The 21,651-nt window shown below is 56.9% G+C and carries 22 protein-coding genes; all 22 read left to right on the forward strand.

The genetic code is table 11. From position 1 onward, the window contains the following. Positions 1–25: 25 nt before the first annotated feature. The 22 genes from C2U54_RS15885 (at position 26) to C2U54_RS27740 (ending at position 21,626) form a co-directional block, all read left to right on the forward strand. Positions 26–1,021, forward strand: coding sequence for a terminase small subunit (locus tag C2U54_RS15885; RefSeq protein WP_103179512.1), 996 nt, complete (start codon positions 26–28; stop codon positions 1,019–1,021). After that, positions 999–2,306, forward strand: coding sequence for a terminase large subunit domain-containing protein (locus tag C2U54_RS15890; RefSeq protein WP_103179513.1), 1,308 nt, complete (start codon positions 999–1,001; stop codon positions 2,304–2,306). Before C2U54_RS15885 ends, C2U54_RS15890 begins: the two co-directional genes overlap by 23 nt. Position 2,307: 1 nt before the next feature. Then, positions 2,308–3,714: a DUF4055 domain-containing protein gene (locus C2U54_RS15895; protein ID WP_103179514.1), complete on the forward strand. Its 1,407-nt coding sequence runs from the start codon at positions 2,308–2,310 to the stop codon at positions 3,712–3,714. Then, complete coding sequence (locus C2U54_RS15900) at positions 3,698–4,783, forward strand: hypothetical protein (RefSeq protein ID WP_103179515.1); 1,086 nt, start codon at positions 3,698–3,700, stop codon at positions 4,781–4,783. Before C2U54_RS15895 ends, C2U54_RS15900 begins: the two co-directional genes overlap by 17 nt. A gap of 80 nt (positions 4,784–4,863) precedes the next feature. Beyond that, entirely contained in the window at positions 4,864–5,634 is a 771-nt protein-coding gene (locus C2U54_RS15905; RefSeq protein WP_103179516.1) for a hypothetical protein, read from the forward strand. Between the two features lie 12 nt (positions 5,635–5,646). Next, entirely contained in the window at positions 5,647–6,600 is a 954-nt protein-coding gene (locus C2U54_RS15910; protein WP_103179517.1) for a major capsid protein, read from the forward strand. 2 nt (positions 6,601–6,602) lie between these two features. Beyond that, positions 6,603–6,881: an Ig-like domain-containing protein gene (locus C2U54_RS27490; RefSeq protein WP_231313921.1), complete on the forward strand. Its 279-nt coding sequence runs from the start codon at positions 6,603–6,605 to the stop codon at positions 6,879–6,881. A 37-nt stretch (positions 6,882–6,918) separates the two neighbouring features. Beyond that, entirely contained in the window at positions 6,919–7,401 is a 483-nt protein-coding gene (locus C2U54_RS15915; RefSeq protein ID WP_103179518.1) for a DnaT-like ssDNA-binding protein, read from the forward strand. Between the two features lies 1 nt (position 7,402). Then, positions 7,403–7,753 (forward strand): hypothetical protein, encoded by a 351-nt coding sequence (locus C2U54_RS15920; protein WP_103179519.1) that lies wholly within the window; start codon positions 7,403–7,405, stop codon positions 7,751–7,753. Between the two features lies 1 nt (position 7,754). Next, a complete protein-coding gene (locus tag C2U54_RS15925; protein ID WP_103179520.1) occupies positions 7,755–8,363 on the forward strand; it encodes a hypothetical protein in 609 nt (202 codons plus the stop codon). Then, positions 8,335–8,745, forward strand: a complete 411-nt coding sequence (locus C2U54_RS15930) for a phage tail terminator-like protein (protein ID WP_103179521.1) — start codon at positions 8,335–8,337, stop codon at positions 8,743–8,745. The genes C2U54_RS15925 and C2U54_RS15930 overlap by 29 nt, the downstream gene beginning before the upstream one ends. Positions 8,746–8,794: 49 nt before the next feature. Continuing rightward, entirely contained in the window at positions 8,795–9,472 is a 678-nt protein-coding gene (locus C2U54_RS15935; protein ID WP_103179522.1) for a phage tail protein, read from the forward strand. A 51-nt stretch (positions 9,473–9,523) separates the two neighbouring features. Beyond that, a complete protein-coding gene (locus C2U54_RS15940; RefSeq protein ID WP_103179523.1) occupies positions 9,524–9,835 on the forward strand; it encodes a phage tail assembly chaperone in 312 nt (103 codons plus the stop codon). Between the two features lie 62 nt (positions 9,836–9,897). Beyond that, positions 9,898–10,146 carry a DUF1799 domain-containing protein gene (locus C2U54_RS15945; protein WP_224214523.1) on the forward strand — a complete coding sequence of 83 codons (249 nt, stop codon included), beginning with the start codon at positions 9,898–9,900 and terminating at the stop codon, positions 10,144–10,146. Further along, positions 10,146–13,601 (forward strand): phage tail tape measure protein, encoded by a 3,456-nt coding sequence (locus C2U54_RS15950; RefSeq protein WP_103179524.1) that lies wholly within the window; start codon positions 10,146–10,148, stop codon positions 13,599–13,601. Before C2U54_RS15945 ends, C2U54_RS15950 begins: the two co-directional genes overlap by 1 nt. Before the next feature lie 33 nt (positions 13,602–13,634). Continuing rightward, entirely contained in the window at positions 13,635–13,985 is a 351-nt protein-coding gene (locus C2U54_RS15955; protein ID WP_103179525.1) for a phage tail protein, read from the forward strand. Beyond that, positions 13,985–14,755: a phage minor tail protein L gene (locus C2U54_RS15960; RefSeq protein ID WP_168192017.1), complete on the forward strand. Its 771-nt coding sequence runs from the start codon at positions 13,985–13,987 to the stop codon at positions 14,753–14,755. The genes C2U54_RS15955 and C2U54_RS15960 overlap by 1 nt, the downstream gene beginning before the upstream one ends. 12 nt (positions 14,756–14,767) lie before the next feature. Continuing rightward, the gene (locus tag C2U54_RS15965) at positions 14,768–15,499 is read left to right on the forward strand and encodes a C40 family peptidase (RefSeq protein ID WP_103179527.1); all 732 of its coding nucleotides are present in this window, start codon (positions 14,768–14,770) and stop codon (positions 15,497–15,499) included. Continuing rightward, positions 15,487–16,086: a tail assembly protein gene (locus C2U54_RS15970; RefSeq protein WP_103179528.1), complete on the forward strand. Its 600-nt coding sequence runs from the start codon at positions 15,487–15,489 to the stop codon at positions 16,084–16,086. The genes C2U54_RS15965 and C2U54_RS15970 overlap by 13 nt, the downstream gene beginning before the upstream one ends. Positions 16,087–16,171: 85 nt before the next feature. Then, on the forward strand, positions 16,172–16,570 hold the full coding sequence (locus C2U54_RS15975; RefSeq protein WP_103179529.1) for a hypothetical protein: 399 nt from the start codon (positions 16,172–16,174) through the stop codon (positions 16,568–16,570). A gap of 57 nt (positions 16,571–16,627) precedes the next feature. Next, positions 16,628–19,054, forward strand: a complete 2,427-nt coding sequence (locus tag C2U54_RS15980) for a host specificity protein J (protein WP_233210520.1) — start codon at positions 16,628–16,630, stop codon at positions 19,052–19,054. Further along, positions 18,945–21,626, forward strand: coding sequence for a phage tail tip fiber protein (locus tag C2U54_RS27740; protein WP_233210519.1), 2,682 nt, complete (start codon positions 18,945–18,947; stop codon positions 21,624–21,626). The genes C2U54_RS15980 and C2U54_RS27740 overlap by 110 nt, the downstream gene beginning before the upstream one ends. The last annotated feature ends 25 nt before the right edge of the window (positions 21,627–21,651 follow it).

Raw genomic sequence — 21,651 nt, forward strand, 5'->3', positions numbered from 1 at the left:
TGATTTTAATCCTGAGAGCAAAATTATGGCAAAACCGGACTGGGGCGTGCTTCAGCAACGGTTCCTGTCCGACCATGCCGTAACCGGCGTATCACCGAAGGAGTGGTGTGAAGCGCAGGGACTGAATTATGCAACCGCACGCCGACATATCAAAAAGCCTAATGCGCAAACTGCGCAAAAAACTGCGCAGAAGAAAGTGCGCACTGCGCAAAAGGAAAAGTGCGCAGATGAGCTGGTAGATGATGATGGCTTGACGGCCCAGCAAAGACTTTTCGTCGCAGAATACCTGAAGGATCGCAATGCTACACAGGCAGCTATCCGGGCGGGATACAGTACAAAGACCGCAGATCAAATAGGTCATCAGCTACTTAAGAAAACTTCAGTTGCGCAGGCCATAGAGCGCCAGCAGAAAGCGTCTATTGAGCGCACGCTTGGTAGTGCCGATGAAGTTCTCTCCCAGATGTGGCAACTCGCCACCTTCGACGCAAACCAGCTTTCACAGTATCGTCGCGGTGCCTGCCGATATTGCTGGGGCTTCGGTCATCAATATCAGTGGCGCGATATGGTGGAGTTTGAAGAGAAGAGGCTGGAAGCAACAGAACGCGATAAGCGTGAGCCAGTCGATGTGGGTGGCTATGGCTACGACCACAACCGGGAACCTAACCCTGATTGCCCACGCTGTAATGGCGATGGAATAGGGCAGCCATACTTCGCGGATACCCGGAAACTTTCTCCTGATGCTGCCCTGGCTTATTCCGGCGTAAAGCTGGGTAAGAATGGTGTTGAGATAACAGCTATAAGCCGCGAGCGCATGTATGAAGCCATGATCAAGCGGCTTGGCCTGGCCGATAGCGAGTTTGCGCAGCGTCTGCAGCAGATTGAAATCGAACGTCGGCAACTGGAGGTGGAAAAGCTCCGTAAAGAGCTGGCAGCCGATCCAGATGATGATGTCCCGGCACCAGTTGCAATCAACATTAACGTGGTAGACGCGAGGGTTCGTGATGATAGCGCCGACGCTTAATGTTCCCCAGGCGCGCTTCCTCGCTATGTCGCATAAGTTTAAGGCCTATGTTGCCGGGTTCGGTTCCGGTAAGACGTGGGTTGGCTGCGGCGGCATCTGCAAGGGGATGTGGGAGTTTCCCAAAATCAACCAGGGCTATTTCGCACCGACCTATCCGCAGATCCGCGACATCTTCTACCCGACAGTGGAAGAGGTGGCGTTCGACTGGGGGCTAAAGGTCCAGATTAACGAGAGCAACAAAGAGGTCCATTTCTATGCCGGGCGGCAGTACCGGGGAACCACTATCTGCCGCTCGATGGAGAAACCGGCCACGATCGTCGGGTTTAAAATCGGCAACGCGCTGGTGGATGAGCTGGACGTAATGCCTGCGCTCAAAGCGCAACAGGCCTGGCGGAAGATCATCGCCCGCATGCGTTACAATGTCACCGGCCTGCGTAACGGCATTGACGTCACCACCACGCCGGAGGGGTATAAGTTCGTTTACCAGCAGTTCGTTAAGGCAGTGCGCGATAAGCCTGAGCTGGCAACCTTGTATGGCCTGGTGCAGGCCTCCACGTTCGATAACGAAGCGAACCTGCCGGATGACTATATCCCGTCCTTGCTGGCGAGTTATCCGCCGGAGCTGATTAAGGCCTACCTGCGCGGGCATTTTACTAACCTGACCAGTGGTACCATTTACCACCAGTTCGATCGTACGCTGAATAACTGCACCGACGAAGAGCAGCCGGGCGAGCCGCTGTTTATCGGCATGGACTTCAACGTCGGTAAGATGGCCGCCATCGTTCATGTGAAACGTGAAGGGTTGCCGCGAGCGGTGCGGGAGCTGGTGAAGGTCTATGACACTCCGGCGATGATCAAACGCATTCAGGAAGAGTTCTGGCGCTATGAGGGCGGCCGCTACGTTGCCAGCCGCCAGATCTACATATACCCGGACGCCTCCGGCGACAGCCGCAAATCCAACTGCGCCAGCCTGACCGATATCGCTCAGCTTAAAGAGGCGGGGTTCAGCGTCATGGTTAACGCTTCCAACCCGCCGGTGAAGGATCGTATCAACTCGATGAACGCCATGTTCTGCAATGCGCTGGGCGAACGCCGCTACCTGGTCAACGTCCAGCGCTGCCCGGTCTATACGGAAAGTCTTGAGCAGCAGGTATGGGATAAAAACGGCGAGCCGGACAAAAAGGCGGATAACGATCACCCCAACGATGGTGGCGGGTATTTCATTGTGAAGGATTACCCCATCGTTAAACCAGCATACTCAATCACCATGGATACCACCTTCTGATATGGCTAATAACGACATCACCTGGGTTCGTCCTGAACACCGGGCGGCCAGTGCTGCCTGGAAGAAAATCAGGGACTTCTGCAAAGGGGCGGAGGCGGTAAAAGATCCGGGCAACAACTATCTGCCTTTGCTCGACCCCACAGACAAGAGCTTACGCAACCGCAAGCGCAACGAAGACTACCTGCAGCGGGCGGTCTTCTATGCGATTACTGGTAATACCAAGATTGGCCTCCTCGGGCTGGCCTTCAGAAAGGATCCGACCTTTTCCGCGCCGGAGAAACTGAGCTATCTCCTGAAGAACGCCGACGGCGCTGGCACCAGCATTTACCAGCAGTCGCAGCTGGTGACCGAGAACGTGCTGGAGGTGGCCCGTGACGGGCTTTATGTCGATTACGCTGAGGGCAGTGGCCAGGCCATCATCCTGCGTTATCTGGCCGAGAACATCATCAACTGGCGCACGAAGCGTATCAACGGACGCGATCAACTGGTGCTGGTGGTGCTGCGGGAATGCGTGGAGAAGGAAGATGGTTATGCGTTCAAGGATGAGGTCCAGTATCGCGAGCTGGCGCTCAAAGAGGGGCGTTTCGTCTGTCGTGTGTGGCGTCGCAGCGGGGATGCCGGTTCCGGCGCGTTCGCTGTTACCAGCGAATACCAGCCAAAGCCCAAAGGCAAAGACAGCTGGGACGAAATTCCGTTCACCTTCGTCGGCGCGCAGAACAACGATCCTTCTATCGATGACTCTCCGCTGGCTGCGCTGGTGGAGATAAACCATGGACACTTCCGGAACAGCGCCGATTACGAAGACAGCGTGTGGTTCTCCGGCCAGGTTCAGCCGTACATGACGGGGCTGGATGAAGGATGGCGCGATCACCTGGAGAAGAAGGGGGTCAAAATCGGCTCCCGCTCGCCACTGCTTCTGCCCCGTGAGGGCAGCTTTGGTTATGCCCAGGCTCAGCCCAACATGCTGGCGAAAGAAGCGATGGACAGCAAGCGCGACTACATGGTGCAGCTGGGTGCGCGGCTCATTGAGCAGAACGCAGCGGTGAAGACTGCGACCCAGTCCAGCAGCGAGCAGACATCATCCACATCCGTGCTGGGTATCTGCGTGTCCAACGTATCAGAGGCCTACTCACTGGCCATCGGCTGGTGCGCGAAATATCTGGGCGTCGGCGAGCAGCAGGCGGCCTATGCGATCAACCAGGAGTTCATTGCTAAGGTCGCCGAGTCCGGCATGGTTACCGCTATTGTGAACGCCTGGCAGTCCGGTGCAATCCGCGACACTGATATGGTTCGTGCGCTGCAGAAGCTTGACCTCATCAATCCGGCAGACAGCCCCGACGATATTATTGACGAGCTGCACAACCCCAATCCCACCCTGATCGGCGGTAACAATGGCAACAGTAAATGAAAGGTTACGTGACGAAGCCATAGCCCACACCGTCTGGATCAGCCGCTACAGCACTGGCTTGGCAAACCGCATGGTGAAGCTGCTGAATGACAGTGACGCCGAACTCACCGCGCGCCTGCTGGTGGCGATGGACAGTCTGCCCACCAGTCAGTTTACCGTGGCCCGTCTCGAAAGTTTGCTTGGCAGCGTACGTGAGCTTAACCAGCAGGCCATCGCGGGCATGCAGACCAGCCTGGCGGATGAGCTTCTGCAACTGGCCGGGCACGAAGCGGGCTATCAGCTGAGCCTTTTTGATACGCTGCTGCCGCAGCGGGTGAAAGAGCGGTACCCGCTGCAGGGTATCACGCCTGTGCAGCTATACGCGGCAGCCATGGCCCAGCCCTTTCAGGGACGGTTGCTGAGCGAGTGGGCCGATAATCTGGAAGCCGACCGCATGGCGCGCGTTGTCAATTCAGTGCGCCGTGGCTACCTACTGGGTGATACCACGGAGACGATCGCCCGGCAGGTGCGCGGGATCGCCAGCAAAGGCTATAAGGACGGGGCGCTGCAGCTCAGCCGGACCAATGCCGCCAGTATTACCAAAACGGCTGTGATTCACCTGGCAGCCACGGCGCGGACTAATTTTGCAGAAGCCAACGGCGATGTCCTGAAAGGTAAACAGTGGCTCTCCACGCTGGACAACAAAACCACGCCGACGTGCATCATCCGTGATCGCCTGCGTTACACCCTGGACAACAAACCTGTCGGTCACAAGGTTCCGTATCTGCAGGGGCCGGGGAAAATCCATTTCTGCTGCCGTTCTACGGAAACACTGATTACCAAATCATGGCGTGAGCTCGGGATCGACAGCGAAGAGCTGGATGAAGGCACCCGCGCCAGCATGGACGGGCAGGTGCCGGCGGATACCACCTATTTTGACTGGCTGGCCCGGCAGTCGCCGCAGCGACAGGATGAGATCCTCGGGCCGGAGCGGGCCGCGCTTTACCGCGCTGGCGAGGTAAAGTTCGGGGAGATGTTCACGGACAAAGGCGAATGGATAAGCCTGGCCCGACTGAAAGCGCTCAGTTGATCCCAAAACCTTTTCACACATGGCTGCCTCCGGGCGGCCTTTTTTATTGGGCTAGGCCCATAACATCCCAAGGGGAAACCATGTTAATCCGAAATATGCTCCTGAAATACTACGCACCTGAAGACGATGGCCAGGGCAGCGGGGGTGGCGGTACCGAAATCACCCCAGAAATTCAGAAGCTGATTGATGATCAGGTCGCAGCTCAGGTGACCGGCCTGAAAACCAAAAACTCTGAGCTGCTGGGTACGATCAAGCAGCAGAAAGACAACCTGTCCCGCTATGAAGGCATCGACCCTGATGCCGTGCGCGGCATCCTGCAGCGTTTTTCCGACGACGAAGAGGCAAAGCTGATCGCCGCCGGGAAAATTGACGAGGTGCTGGATAAGCGCACCGAGCGCCTGCGCGCTGATGTCGATAAGCAGATCAAAGCGGCCAATGAACGCGCGGAAAAGGCCGAAGCCTTCTCCGGCAAGTTCCGGGATCGTGTACTGGGTGATGCCATCCGGGCGGCAGCGTCAAAAGCTGGCGCACTGGCGGAAGCATCCGATGACCTGATCCTGCGTGCCAGAGGCACATTCCAGCTCAACGACGAAGGCGAGGCCGTAGCAGTTGATGCGAATGGCGACGTTCTGTTCGGTAAGGACGGCAAAACCCCACTAAGCCCGCTTGAATGGGCGGAGTCGCTCAAGGAGACGGCACCGCACCTGTTCCCGCGTGCAGAAGGTACCGGTGCGGGTGGACACAAGCCAGGCGGTGGTGGCAGCCAGAAACGTTCAGAAATGAGCGCCAGCGAAAAGGCGGACTATATCCGCAAGCATGGCCAGCAGGCCTTCCTCAAACTCCCGAAATAAGAGACTTACTCAATGGCTACAACTGTTAATAACGATCTGGTCATCTATGACGATTTGGCACAGACCGCTTTCCTCGAGCGCCGCCAGGATAATCTGGAAGTGTTTAACACATCTTCCAATGGTGCGATCCTGCTGGATAACGAGCTGATTGAAGGCGACTTCCGCAAGCGCGCTTTCTACAAGGTAGGTGGCTCCATCGAGTCGCGTGATGTGAACTCCGTCGGCAAAGTGAACGGCAAAAAAATCGGTGCAGGCGAAGCGGTATCTGTTAAGGCGCCGTGGAAATACGGTCCGTACGAAACCACTGAAGAGGCATTCAAACGCCGTGGCCGCACGGTGGATGAGTTCTCCGAGGTGATCGGCGTTGATGTGGCTGATGCCACCCTGGAAGGCTACGTGAAATATGGCCTGAAGGCGCTAACGGCTGCAATCGGAGCTAATGCCGATATGGTTGTTACCGCCGATATCGAGACCGACGGAAAGAAAACCCTTACGCGCGGGCTGCGCAAATACGGCGACAAATTTAACCGCGTGGTGCTGTTCGTCATGCACTCCGCTACCTACTTCGACATCGTGGACGAGGCGATCGCCAGCAAGATTTACGAAGAAGCGGGCGTGGTGGTGTACGGCGGCCAGCCGGGCACCCTGGGTAAGCCGGTGCTGGTGACCGATACCATGGATGCCGCCGCCATTCTGGGGCTGGTGGCCGGTGCGGTGACCGTGACCGAATCGCAGGCGCCGGGCTTCCGCTCCTACGACATCAATGATCAGGAAAACCTCGCGGTTGGCTACCGTGCGGAGGGTACGGTGAATGTTGAACTGCTGGGCTACAGCTGGGATACGGCCAAAGGTGAGAACCCGGATCTGACCGCCATCGGCACGGCCGGTAACTGGAAGAAGCATTTCACCAGCAACAAGTCCACTGCAGGCGTGCTGATCAAGCTGGGAACCGCCCCGGGGGAGTAACACTGTCAGCGGATAAAACTTCCGCAACTGCTGACAGTACCGATGCGGTTACCCTTTCCCTGAAATATACGCGTAACGGCGCGGGCGTGTCCGGAGCGGCTGTCGCCTGGTCGTCTACTGGCGGCACGCTGAGCACTGCGGGATCGCAGACCGGCTCTGCCGGTGGCGCCACGGTGAAACTCACCTCTGATACTGCCGGAACGTTCACCGTAACGGGTACGGTCGAAGGTGTGGCACAAACCAGTGAAGAAATCACTTTCACTGCCGCTGCCGGAGAGTAACTGACGGGGCGAAAGCCCCGTTTCTTTGGGTGCAACGATGATCATTACCGATACCACTTCACCAGCCATGAACAGCTACGCGGGCGAGGCGGATTTGAGAGCCTTTGCAGAACTGCGCGACATTACGCTGCCGGAAAAGATCGCGCCGTTGCTCATCAGAGCGATGGATTACCTTGAAGGGCTGGACTGGTCTGGCTGGCGGATCAAACCGAATCAGGCGCTGGCGTGGCCGCGCGCCGGGATCATCCTTGACGGGTACGAGCTGCCTGCCGGTGAGGTACCGCGTCAGGTTGTTACCGCGCAGTGCATGCTGGCGGTCGAGGCGATGGATGGCGATCTGCTGGGCAGCGCGCGTGAGGCTGCGGTGAAGTCCGAGCGCGTGGAGGGTGCCGTAACCACGACCTATGCCGTCGCTGATGGTGAGGTGTTCAGACCTTCTTACCCGGCGGTGATGGCCCTGCTCGGCGATCTGGCGGGTGGTCGTGGCTATGCAGTAAATACTTTTGCGGAGCGTGCATAACATGCCTGTTAACTACACCCGCATGAGAACCACCAGCACGCGCCTGCTCACTGAAAACGGCGCGGCGTACCCGGTAAAGCGCAAGGGTGTCATGACGGTCACCGGCGGCGTTGAACATCGCGAGCCGGATAAGAGCTTCACTGCTATCGGCGTGCGGACTGAGTATAAACCCGGCGAAATTGACGGCACGGTCATCATAAACGGCGACACGCGCATTGTGTTTACTGCTGATACCGAGCTGCGCACCGGTGACATGGTGGATGTGGACGGCAAATGGTACCGCATTGAAAAGCCCAACCCGGTTAAGCCTGGCAAATTGCTGCTGTGCTACCGGGCCCAGCTGAGGGCATAGCATGTCAGATAACCAGGCGTTTATGGTGTCCATTAATGCGTTCGTTAGCCAGGCAAAGGAGCGACAGGAGGAAGTGGTGCGCGTGGTCGGCATCAAAATCCTGGCGCGGCTGGTGCAGATGTCGCCTGTCGGCAATCCAGAGCTGTGGGCAGTCAACCAGACGGCGGCGGCCTATAACGCGGCGGTCTCCGAGAACAACAGCCAACTGCGGCAGAATCCGGGCAACCTGACTAAAGCAGGGCGGCTGCGGCCGGGTCGTAAGGTTAACGACAGCATGGACCTAAAGGCACCGCCGGGCTATACGGGCGGGCGTTTTCGCGGCAACTGGCAGGTGTCGTTTGACCAGCGGGCAACGGGCGAGACAGGGCGCATCGATAAGGCTGGCCACGAGACGATCGCCGCAGGTAACCTGGTGCTGGAGCAGTTCAAAGTCGGTACCACAGCGGTCTATTTCTGCAACAACGTCCCGTACGCCTACCCGCTGGAGATGGGGCATTCGAGTCAGGCGCCTGGCGGCATGGTGCGAATCACCGCCGCCGAGTTCCAGCGGTACTTCAGCGAGGCAGTCAGCGAGGTTAAAAATGATACCGGACATCACAACGGCGCTTGAGGCGATGCTGGGTCTGTGGTCTGACGGCGAGGGCGTGCCGGTAGCGTGGGATAACATTCAGTTCGACCCGCCAGGCGACGGACTGTATCTGATCTCCCACGATCTGCCTGCGCAGCCGTACAGCATCGATATGGCTGGTGGCTGCCGGGTCTACCCCGGCGTGTATCAGGTCACTGTCGTCGCGCCAGCGGGTGGCGGCAAATCACAGGTCAGAGCGCTGGCCCGCCGCGTCGCCGGGCTGTTCCCGGAGAATAAGGAAATTCCCGGCGACGGCTTTACCGCCTGGGTGACATCACCGCCCGCCATCTACCCCGGCATACCGGACGGCGTGTCCTACTCCATCCCCGTCAGCATCAACTACCGGGCTGATATCTCAGCCTGATCATCCCCTCCGGCTCTGCCGGTTTTATATTTCTACACGGAGAATCCCTATGGGCTTCGCATTACCCAATGGTGCCACGGTATTCGTCGGCTCGAAACTCGCCACGCCTGTGGCGGTAACGGGCGTGAGCAATGCCGCAGGCGCCGTCTTTACCGTTGCAAACGGCCACGGCCTCGCTGTTGGCGATGTGGTGCTGGTTTCCAGCGGCTGGGCACTGATTGACAGCCTGGTGGCGCGTGTCACCGCGCAGACGACCACCAGCGTGACGATCGGGGTGATTAACAGCACCGATACCAACTTCTTCCCGGCTGGCTCGGGTGCTGGTTCACTCAGCAAAGTATCCGAGTGGACTGAAATCCCGCAGATCACCGAGGTTGCACAGTCCGGCGGCGATCAGCAGTACACGCAGATCCAGTTCCTTGCCGATGACCGTCAGCGCAACCTGGCGACCTACAAGGCGGCCAAGTCGCAGACCTTCACCATGGCGCACGACTCCACGCTGCCGATTTACAGCGTGCTGTCAGCTGCCGATCGTTCCGGCGATACACTGCCGCTGCGCATGTACGTACCAAAGGCAAAAGAGATGCGATACTGGTCCGGAAAAGCTTCTTTTGATCCACAGCCGACCACTGCCGTAAACAACGTCGAAACGGTACAGCCTGCATTTGCTATCCAGTCCCGCGATATCACCTTCTACAAAGACGCCGCTCCGCAGGCGGCTGTCTGATTCACCCTTTAACAGGCCCGTCAGCGGGCCTTTCTTTCTGCCGAGGAACACATGGCCACTAAATTCCAGCTTCAGCCCAAACCCACGTTTAAAGCCAACGTCACGATCCCGCGCGCCGGTGATGATGACGGCATGCTTACGTTTACTTTCCGCCACAAGCCGCTTAAGGAGCTGGCCGCACTGGAGACGCTGGAAGGTAAGACCGCCATCGATTTTCTGGTGGAGATCACCGAAGGCTGGGCACTGCCTGACGCGTTCAGCCAGGAAAATCTTGAAGTGCTGCTGGACAACTATCCGGGCGCAATGAAAGCGATCGTCGGCACCTATTACCGCGAACTGACGGGTAACCGCGAAAAAAACTAATAGCGGTTGCCTCGGCATTTTATACGCCTGAACCCTCCACCGAAGACCTGGCCGCGTTCGGCCTGAGTGCTGATGACTACACCGAAGAAGAGCAGACCGTTGAGGTATGGCCGGACGTCTGGCCCGCGTTCGCTGTCTTCCAGTCAATGGGCACCCAGTGGCGCACGGGCATGGGCGGCATCACCGGGCTGGATTACAACGTGCTGCCCTGGCTGATGAAGCTTAATGGTGTGGAGGATGAGGCAACCGCGTTAACGGATATCCGCGTAATGGAAAGCGCGGCGCTGAAGATTGTCCATCAGGGGGCTTAATGTCTGATATTGCAACGATTTCGCTCCGGGTGAATACCGCCGAGCTGGAGCGCGGCAACAAGGCGCTGGACGATTTCCAACAGACGGCTGGCGGCGCCGCAAATAAGGCCGATGATCTGAACTCGGTATTTCGCGCGGGTGCATCCGATCAGAAAAAGAATACCCAGAGCCTGAAAGAGCAGCAGCAGGAGCTGCAGAATCTGCTGAATAAAATCAGTCCGGTGAACAGGGCGCTGGATGAGCTGGACAACCTGCAGGAAAGCCTGAGCAGGTTCCGTAAGAGCGGACTGGTGCCTGATGAGGATTACTCCCGCTACAACAGCGTCCTGGAAACTACCCGGGAGAAACTCGGCAGGGTCATGGAGGCCGAGACTGCTGAAGGGCAGGAACGGTTAAAGCAGGCGCAGGAGACGCAGCGCGCCACCGCCGCGCAGGAAAACTTCCTCAGATCCATTACTGACCAGGCGGCGACTTTCCGCGCCAGTAAGGCGGACATGGCCGAGTACCGGGCAGCGCAAATGGGGATCGCCGAGGAGGCCGCCCCGGTTATCGCAAGGCTGCGTGAGCAGGAGCTTGCCGTACAGCAGGAGGCTACTCAGCGCCAGATTGCCGCCAGCCAGTCCCGGATGGTTAAGCAGGCCATTGCTGAAATGGAAGCGGCGGAAAGGGCTGAAGCGGCGGAGCTCAGGCGCAACCAAAGTATTCGTGATTCGTTCATCTCTTCGCTTCAGGAGCAGGCCAACGCAATAGGTAAAACGCGCACTGAAATACTGGAAATGAAAGCCGCGCAGCTGGGTGTGTCGCAGCAGGCGGCTCCGTTCATTGCAAAACTGAGCGAGCAGGAAAGAGTTTTCAAAAGTGGGACGCTCACCGCCGGGCAATACCATCAGGCCCTGAGAATGCTACCTGCGCAGTTCACTGACATTGCCACTTCTATCGCTGGTGGCATGCCTTTGTGGATGGTGCTGATCCAGCAGGGCGGGCAGATTAGCGATTCGTTCGGCGGCATCGGTGGGCTGTTCCAGTTTATCAAGGAAGAACTCCTGGGGATAAAAAGCGCTTCTGATGATTCGTCCGAGTCGCTTTCAGAGAACGCCAATGCGCTGGCAGAAAATGCGGAACATGGCAGGGGGCTTCTCTCGTTTCTTACTCCCGCCAGAGTTGCTATCGGCGGGCTGGTCGGTGTCGCTTCGCTGCTGGCGATAGCATGGTACAAAGGCTCGCAGGAGGCGACCGAGTTCAATAAGCAACTCATTTTAACCGGAGATTATGCAGGCAAAACAACAGGCCAGCTAAGGCTCCTGTCGAAGCAGATCGCTGATGATGCAGGCGTTACGCCTGGTGAAGCAGCCAGTACACTCGCAAAAGTAGTCGGCACCGGGCAGTTTGATGGCAGAAAGCTTGAGATCGTCGCCAGAACAGCTGCAGCAATGGAAGATGCAGTAGGGCAGTCAGTTGATGAAACAATAAAAAGCTTCCAGAAGCTTTATGACTCACCCACAAAGGCCTCAGAAGAGCTGAATAAGCAGCTGCATTATCTTACTGCATCGCAGTTCGATTACCTGTCCGCGCTTGAGCGCAGAGGGGACCAGGAAGAGGCTGGTGAATATGCTGCCGAGCTGTACAGCAAAGCGGAGCAGCAGCGTAGCCAGCAGGTGCTGGATAACCTCGGGCTGATTGATCGGGTTGTCCGCAGCGTATCCGATACATGGAAGGGGTACTGGGATGCTGCTTTAGGAATTGGGCGTAAAGAAACCACTGCCGACCAGCTGGAAGTGGTGCAAAAGCGCATCAAGGAACTTACAGACGGCTCCCGGCCAGGCGTTTTTGGTCTGGGCAACATAGGTGATGGCGGGGCGTCCAGTAAAGAGCTGGCCGCCCTGCGCCAGCAGGAAAAAGAACTGCAATTTGTTATCAAGTCTCAGGAGGGATATAACCAGGCAAGGGCTGAGCTTAATAAGATTAACAGTGACGGCATTGAGGCTCAGGGCATTGTTAATAAATATCTTGATGCGGGAACGACCGCTGCCGAAAAGCGCGCCCTTGCGGAGAAGGCTCTTGAAAAGGCTATTCAGGAGAGAAACAAAGCCGTTAAAGCTACTCAGTTCCTGCCTGAAAATCAGCGGGTAAAGCCATTCAGTGAAGCAGAGTTAGCTAAGGCGCGAGCTGGTATTGAGAAGTTATATCAGGATCCCAAAACGCCAAGAGCCAAAGGGGTAACAGTCGCCGCTGGCGATCGTGCCGAAGATGCTGCTCAGGCCGAACTGCTGGCCCTGCAGGCGCAGCTGAAAACGCTTCAGGATCACCGCTCGGTTAATGACACTATCAGCCAGCAGCGTAAAGATCTCTATACCACACAGTCAAAGTTCGCCGTGCTTGAAGAAGCGGCACGTACGCGGCAGCTGTCGAAGCAGGAACAATCCCTGCTGGCCAGCAAAGACCAGGTACTGGCGCTGGCGCGCCAGAAGGCGCTGCTGGGTGACCAGATCACCGCCCAGGAGCAGCTGAACAAGCGCATGGACACGGCCAGCAAATATGTCACGCAGATGGCAGAGAAGCGGGCCGGACTTGAATCAGGCGCAACGATGAGCGACAGGCTGGCAGGCCGCCAGACGGCGCTCTCTCAGCTGCGCAGTGGCTGGATTAATACTGGCGGCAGCCTTGAGGATGAGGGCTACCAGAAGGAGCTTAAAGCTGCTAACGACTACTACGAAGCGGAGGATAAGCTTCGCGGTGACTGGCGGGCTGGCTTTAAGAAAGGGTGGTCCGAATACCTGGACTCAGCTACGAACGTCTATGCCTCCATGCAAAGCGTGGCGCAGTCAACCCTGGGCGGTATCTCCGATATGATGACGAACCTCGTGACCACTGGCACAGCCAGCTTCAAAAGCTTTGCTGCATCGATGATGAAGATGATAGCTGATGTCATCAACCGGTTGCTGGTGGCCTATGCCGTACAATCCGCGCTGGGGTGGGTTACTGGCAGCGTCAGCAGTAGCGGTGGGAGCACGCCATCAGGTGCCTACACCAGTGCGGCTAATTCAGGCGTAAGCCTTTATGATTCTGGTGGCTATACCGGACCAGGAGGCAAATATGAGCCTGCAGGCATCGTACATAAGGATGAATTTGTTTTCACCAAAGAGGCCACAGCTGCAATTGGCGTGGGCAACCTTTATGCCATGATGCACAACGCCCGGGGCTATGCCAGCGGTGGTTTGGTCGGTCGGGCACCCATGTTCGGCCTGGGCAATAACGCAGGCACGGGTAATACGGCACCAGTGATCCAAACAACCGTACACGTCGATGCCAACGGCAATGCTTCAGCGCAATCAGAAGGCTCTGGCGATACCATGGGCCGGGCGCTGGCGGCGGAGATGCAGAATGCAGCCACCCAGATAGTGCAGAAGCACCTGAAGAACGGCGGATTGATTTACAACTTTGTTAAAGGCCGGTAGCCCACTCAGGTGGGCTTTTTTTATGGAGTAAACATGGCAGTCGAAACCTATAAATGGCCTGTACAACTGGGCAGCGGGGCTATTGAGTACGATCAGGCGATCCGCTCCGCCCAGTTTGGCGACGGTTATGAGCAGGTCGCTGATAACGGCATTAACTCTACAGCCATACAGGTCCCGATGAAATATGTCGGCAAGGATACTGAGGTTAACGAGATCCGCGCCTTCCTGCTGGCCCACACGGTCAAGGCATTCATTATCACCCCGCCGGGAGAGGAGAAGGGCCTTTATCGCGTCGTGGCTAACTCAGTGCGTAAGAATCTCATCAGCAGCAACGTTGCGGAGCTGACGTTCACTATCAGGCGTGCATATGGAGTTTTCGCATAATGGCTCTGGTCGATCAGGCAGCAAAACTGGCACCCGGTGGCAGGGTGCGATTAATCAAGGTGGATGCGTCAGAATTCAGTGGCGGGATCCACCGCTTCCATTACAGTCCGTTACCGCATACACCTGAAGAAATTGACGCGACGAACGGAGACGAAGATAAGCTCGGGCCAAAGCCCATTATCTGGGACGGAGAGGTCTATGAGTTCTGGCCCTTCCAGATGTCAGGCCTTGAACTTTCAACAGACCAGGCGGCAGAGCCTGATCTCAGCGTGTCGAACCTGGACGGACACATCACGGCGCTGTGCCTTCAGTTCAAAGATATGGTGAATGCGAAGGTGAGCATCATCGACACCTACGCCGTCTATCTGGACGCGGTGAACTTTCCGGGCGGTGTAAACCCGACCGCTGATCCGACGATGTTCACGCTGCAGACGTTCTGGCTGGATACCAAAACCGCGGAAGACGAAGAAGTCGTTTCGTGGTCTCTCAGTAGTCCAGCCGACCTGCAAAATCTGGTCATTCCCACACGGCAAATCACCTCTCTGTGCGAATGGGCCCTGCGCGGGCAGTACCGCAGCGGCGACGGTTGCACCTACAACGGCACGGCGTATTTTGATGCGAAAGGTAATGCGGTCGCTGACCCGGCGCTGGATGTATGCGGCGGCTGCCTGAGTGACTGCCGTAAGCGGTTTGGTGCCGGACTGGCAGAGCCTAACGCAGCAAACCTCGATTTTGGCGGCTTCCCGGCAACCGTTCTCTTCTCCCGATAACCGGACATACCAATGAACAAAACCATTATGGCGGCGATCCGCGCACATGCGCTGGAGGAATCTCCGCGCGAGTGCTGCGGCTTCGTCATCCAGTCGGGGCGGCGTCAGCGTTACATCCCTGTAACGAACAGCCACGAAAACCCTACAGAGCATTTCCGCATTGATGGCGAGCACTGGGCGAATGCTGAGGATGCCGGGACCATTATCCGCATCATTCACTCCCATCTAGGCGACGGCGCCCGGCCTATCCCGTCAGACCTCGATCGCCAGCAGTGCAATAACTCCGGCGTGGTCTGGGGGATCTACGCGCCGGACTGCGATGAGTATGCAGAGGTATCACCGGACGCCATCCCGCTGATTGGCCGCCCGTTCATTCTGGGTTCGCACGACTGCTGGGGTCTGGTCATGGACTGGCACGCCACGCAGGGTGTGATGCTTAACGATTTCCGGGTAGATTATCCTTGGTGGGAAAGCCAGTACCCGGACAACCTGTATTTTGAGAACTGGGAGCAGGAAGGGTTTGTCGAATGTGACCCGGCGCCCGGCTGCATGGTTATCATGCAGGTTGAGTCTGCCAAGTGGAATCACGCGGGGATCATCACCGAAGAAGGCGAGCTGCTGCACCATCTGTACGGCCAGCCATCCTGCATTACTCCGTATGCCCGGGGCTACTTCAAAGACCGGACCATGATTTGCGTTCGCCATAAAGACCTGCCGCAGGAGATACAGCCATGGCGCGTTTAACCACTATTCGACTGTATGGGGCATTGGGGGCACGGTTTGGCCGCGTTCACCGGCTGGCGGTCCAGACTTCAGCAGAGGCCGTAAAGGCACTGTGTATCAACCTAGACGGGCTGGAAAGCTATCTCCTGAACGCCAAAAAGAACGGCATGACGTTCGCGGTGTTTCGTGGCAAACGCAACATCGGCGAACAGGATTTCAAGGAATTGGGTGGTGACAGTGATATCCGCATCGCGCCTGTGATGGAAGGGGCGAAAAAGGCGGGTATGTTCCAGACGATCCTGGGGGCAGTAATGGTGGTTGCTGGGGTTGTTACTGGGGTGCTTACCGGCTGGACAGGGATCGGTGCGACGTTTGCTGCCGGATTGATAATGTCCGGTGGTTCAATGATGGCTGGCGGCATCTACCAGATGCTCTCGCCGCAGCCCAAAGGCCTTCAGGGACGCGATGACCCCGATAACAAACCCAGCTATGCGTTTGGCGGTGCCGTGAATACCCTGGCGATGGGCAACCCGGTCGCGCTGCTATATGGCGAGCGTGAGATCGGCGGTGCAATTATTAGTGCCGGTATCGTAGCAGAAGATATTTGATGATATCGAATGATCACACTTCCGGTTAGTCCTTCCTAAAGACACTGGTTATGATGGATTCATCTGTTCTTAAGAGGGAAAAAAAGTGAATAAATGGTCTTCTATTATCTGTGCAACTTTATTGGTGGGCTGTGCAAACAAACCTTATGAGCCAACTCCAACTATTTACAGTCAAAAATACGTCGCGCAATCGGAAAATAAAACAAAGATTAGGGTGTATCGTGTTCAGCAGTTAACTGGTGCGGGATTGGGTGAAAGTTGCCCTTTGGTATTGAAAGTTGACAATATCGAGGTCGCGGGGTTGCAGCAGAACCAATACATCGACCTTTACCTCAACAATGGTGAACATGACTTGTCTGTCCGTTTTTCATGCGCTTTTACGCAGTGGCGTAAAACGCTAACCGTGATTGCGGATGGGCAATATCAAGAAATACAAACTGAGCAGGGTGCAGCAGGCCAATATAGAATGTGGCGTGTGAAATAACCCAGGCCTCATCAGTTAGCTTAATACCCGCTTCGGCGGGTTTTTTATGGATGCAATATGGCAACGATTACTGGTGCAAAGGGTGGCAGCCAGAAGCAGCACACGCCTGTCGAACAGCCTGATTCAGCTCAGTCAATGGCGCGCTGCCGCATGCTGCTGGCACTTGGCGAAGGTGAGTTTGCTGGCGGGCTGGATGCGACCCGGATTTTCCTCGACGGCACGCCGCTGGGTAACCCAGACGGCTCAATGAACTTTGAGAATGTCTCCTGGGATTTTCGCCCCGGCACGCAGACGCAGACGCCGATCCCCGGCTTTCCTGCTGTGGAGAACGAGACTAGTATTGGCGTATCGCTGACGAAGGCTACCTCCTGGACACGCGCTATCAGCAATACCCAGATTGATGCTGTGCTGGTGCGCATCGGGATCACCGGCCTGCAGCAGCAGGAGAACGACGGTGATATCGTCGGCACAACCGTCGCATATCACATCGACGTTGCGGTTGATGGCGGGGCATACCAGACAGTGCTCACCAAAACGGTAACGGAAAAGCTCAGTTCACTGTACGAACTGACGCACCGCATCAATCTGCCCAAAGCCACCACTGGCTGGCAGATCCGTGTGGTCCGCGATACTGCCGACAGCGCCAGCCAGATGCTGCAGAACAAAACGCAGGTGCAGGCCATCACTGAGGTGATCGACGCCCGCCTGCGCTATCCGCATACCGCGCTGCTGTATGTGTCATTCAACGCCAAAGCATTCAGCAACATCCCGAAGATATCCTGCAAGCCGAAAGGCCGGGTAATCCGCATCCCTCAGAACTACGATCCTGTTGCGCGGACGTACAGTGGCGCATGGGACGGCACATTCAAATGGGGCTGGACCAACAATCCGGCGTGGATCTGGTTTGATGTCCTGACAGAGCCGCGCTTTGGTCTGGGCCGCCGGGTAACGGTGGATATGCTCGATAAATGGGAGCTCTACCGCATTGCCCAGCGCTGTGACCAGCAGGTACCGGACGGGAAGGGCGGTACCGGCACAGAACCGCGATTTATGTTTGACGTCTATATCCAGTCGCAGGCCGACGCCTGGCAGGTTATCAAGGACATCGCTGCTGGCTTCAACGGCATGACGTTCTGGGGCAACAACATGTTCAATGTTGTCTCTGATATGCCGGCAGACACGTCGAAACTGCAGATCCTCACCCGCGCATCCGTGGTGGGCAAGCCAACGTATTCCAGCGGCAGCGAAAAGACGCGATTCTCGAGTGCGCTGATTAACTTCAGCGACCCGGATAACCATTATCAGGACCGCACCACCGCAGTAATGTTTCCTGAGTTGGTGAAGCAGTTCAAATTCAAGCAGACGCAACTCACGGCCATCGGCTGCACGCGCGAGAGTGAGGCGCAACGCCGTGGAGGGTGGGCAGTTTATTCCAACTCGCTGGACCGCATCATTACGCTGCAGACCGGGCTGGATGGCTTCGCCTTTGTGCCAGGCACCGTCTTCGCTTTTGCTGATGAGCGCGTCTCAGGCAGGGTATATGGCGGGCGCCTCACGGACTATAACGCCGGGCTTAAAGCGGTAACAACCGATCGCGGTACCAGTGCCGTCGCGGGTGACACACTGATGATCCGCACCCAAGGTGGCATTGTAGAAAGCCGGATTATTCAGGCGGTCAACGGTACGCAGCTGATCGTGGCCACGCCGTTCACAGCGGCGCCAGCGCCAAACGCTATATTCGTTATCGATGCTGGGCAGTTGCGCCTGCAGTACTTCCGCGTCACGAACCTGACGTTTAACGATGAGGAAAACACCTATACCATTACCGGCGCGGAATACAACGCATCGAAATATGATGCCGTCGACCACAATGCGCGCCTCGATATCCCGCCGATCAGCCTCATCCCCACGGGAGTTGTCTCACAGCCCGGCAATATCGTGGTAACGAGTTATGAATCGGTGCGCCAGGGGCAGCGCATCGCGACGCTGACGGCGTCCTGGGACGTCCCACTGGATAAAGCCGGGAAGCCGCAGGCCGATGTGATCGCCTATCAGGTTCAGTGGCGCCGCGGGAGCAGCGAATGGGTGAACGTTCCGCAAACCGGCCTACGGAATATCGAAGTGCCGGGGATCTTCGAAGGTGATTACCTGGTGCGGGTCAGGGCAATTAATGCCGGTGGCGCATCAAGCCTGTGGGCAACGTCAGCGCTGACCCACCTTAAGGGCCGGATCGGTGATGTGCCCAAGCCAGTTAATTTCCGCACTACACCATTGCTCTGGGGGGGTACAGCTGGACTGGGATTTCCCTGCGGGCACTGGCGATACGCTACAAACCGAGATTCAGTATTCCACGGTATCAACCGGCGCGAACCCGATGCTGCTGGCTGGCGTCCCGTATCCCCAGCAAATTTACCAGCAACTTGGGCTAAAGGCCGGGGTAGGGTTCTGGTACCGGGCGCGGCTGGTGGATCGCACCGGCAATAAGTCAGCCTGGACTGCCTTCATTCAGGGCAGCAGCAGCTCGGATGCCGCGGATTACCTGTTGGATATCGATAACCAGATCAAACAGACCGACGCCTACAAAGACTTGGTTTCGGATATAACTGATCTGGGTGAAGATATCCAGTCAGCGCGCGACGACATCAGCACAGTCACAACAGAGTCGGCGGCGACCAAAGCGGGCCTGGCGAAGGAGATCACGGACCGTAAAAAAGCCATCACCGACGAGGCAGCGGCCCGGGGCCAGGCGTTGCTGACCGAGAAGAACGAGCGCGTCGCGGATATCAGCAACGTCAACCAGACGATTCAGACCACCACTGAATCGCTGGCGCAGCAGATTGCGCAGGTGTCTGCTGGTACTGGCTCCCAGTTCGACCCGGCCAAAATCTGGTACTTCGATTCGACTGTAGAGGGCTGGTCCGGCAACGGCACGCCGACCATTGTTAACGGCTGGTTGCGCCCTGCCAACCACGCATCGGACCCGTACGTTGCTTCTCCTGCAACGCTGGGCATAACAGCAGCTGCGTATCGCTTCCTGAAGCTGCGCATCAGGAAAGTGGGAGCGCCTGCATGGGCGGGTGAAATTCGCTGGCGCAATACGGCCAGTTTCAACGAAACCAACCGCTTCGTGGTGGCCGAACCGGCGTATAACGCCGACGGCGTTGCCACGCTGGAATGCGACGATATCCCCTGGCTGGCCGAGACGACGATTAACCAGATTCGGCTGGACCTTTCCAGTAAACAGGACGCGACAAACTACTTCCTGATTGACTGGGTGGCGATCGGGCGGCCAACGCCGGGCGCCGGGATGGCCGCCCTGCAGCAGGAAACGACAGCCCGTGTTACCGGCGACCAGGCGGAAGCCACGGCGCGCGAGACGCTGGCGACGCAGATCCGGGGCGGTTATACCGGTGACGACCCGTCAAAACTGGCCTCGGGTCTGCTGTACACTGAACGCCAGGCGCGCATCACGGCGCAGGAAGCGGAGGTGACAGAGCGGAAGAAGCTGGAATCGACCGTTAACGCTAACCAGGCTTCCGTTACTCAGGAGCTGGCGACGCTGACAACTGCGCAGGAGGCTCAGGCCACCACGCTTTCGGGCCTGCAGGTTACTGTCGGCAAAAACACCGCAGATATCACCACAGTCACCAAAGCCGTCGCTGATAACAACAAGGCGCAAACCACCGCGCTGGCTGCGGTTAAGGCCACGACCGAACAGAACACTTCGGACATCAGCACGGAAACCACGGCCCGCACGAATGCTGACAGCGCGCTCGGCCGCCGCATCGATACGCTGAAAGTGGATGTGGACGGCAACACGGCCAGCCGGGACGCCGGTATTGTCGGTAACGTCACCAATGCGCTCGCCAGCTTCACCGCGTTCTCTGAACAGCGCGTGACGTATGCTGTTGGCGAAAAGAAAACGATGGCTGAAATCATCGAAACCCGGAAGACCGCCGCGGATGCCACGAGTGCCGTGGCGGAGCAGGTCACCACGCTTAAGGCGACGGTTGAGCAAAACGGTAAGACCAACGCCGCCGCCATTACGCGCATTGATGAAGCGGTCGCGGATCTGGAAAGCGCCACCGCGACCAGCATTGAGCAGGTGACGGCTGCGATCGACGATACCAATGCCAGCGTGCAGACGACCAGCGAAGCTGTTGCTGACATTACCGGCAAGCTGGGTGCCCAGTGGGGCGTTAAGGTTCAGGTGGAAGCGAACGGGGTTAAACGTATCGCGGGTATTCAGCTGGGCATTGATGCAACCGGGTCCTCAAACTTCCTGATTTCTGCCGATACGTTTGCGGTTTATAACCCGACGACAAAAGGACAGGAACTGGTATTTGCGGCTACCGGCGGGCAGATATTTTTACAGTCTGTATTTATCAAGGATGGCTCGCTGGATAATACCAAAATCGGCAATTACATCCAGTCCAGTACGTGGGACGGGACCGGAAATATCGGCTGGCATATCAATAAATCCGGTTACGCGGTGTTCAATAATGTGACCGTGCGCGGGACCGTCTATGCCACCAACGGAGAATTCAGAGGCACTATTTATGCTACGGATGGAGACTTCAAAGGCACAGTTTACGCGAACAAAATCGTAGGCGATGTCGTTAATATGTTCTCCTTCCCTGGTGGCAGATTCAGGGGAGATCCAGGCCAACAAAGAGATTTTTATCGACAGGTTACCTGGGCGGGGGGTGTCCCGTATGACGTCACTATCGCTGTTCCGACATTTGTCGTCTGGAATGAAAGTGAAGCTTATAATGGCTCTCTGGAAGCATATATCAATATAAACGGGAGAGATATTACAGTAGTGTCTCTTGGCTTAAAGCTATCGTATAACGACCCCAATAGTGTCAGTCGTCAGGTTAACAGTTATGTGCCCGTTACAGGTAGTCTGGATATTCCCGCAAACTCAGGCCCTGTGACTATACGTATTGGCCTTAGAGGGATTACCAGTGGGAGTACTCATATGGATATGCAGCCATCAATGGCGTTAATTACCAAAAGAAATTCCCCTAACTTCTCCGGTTATTCAGGTAATTAATTCCGGTCAGGTGGATGCTGGCGAT

It is taken from the genome of Leclercia sp. LSNIH1 (assembly GCF_002902985.1).
Lineage (GTDB): Bacteria > Pseudomonadota > Gammaproteobacteria > Enterobacterales > Enterobacteriaceae > Enterobacter.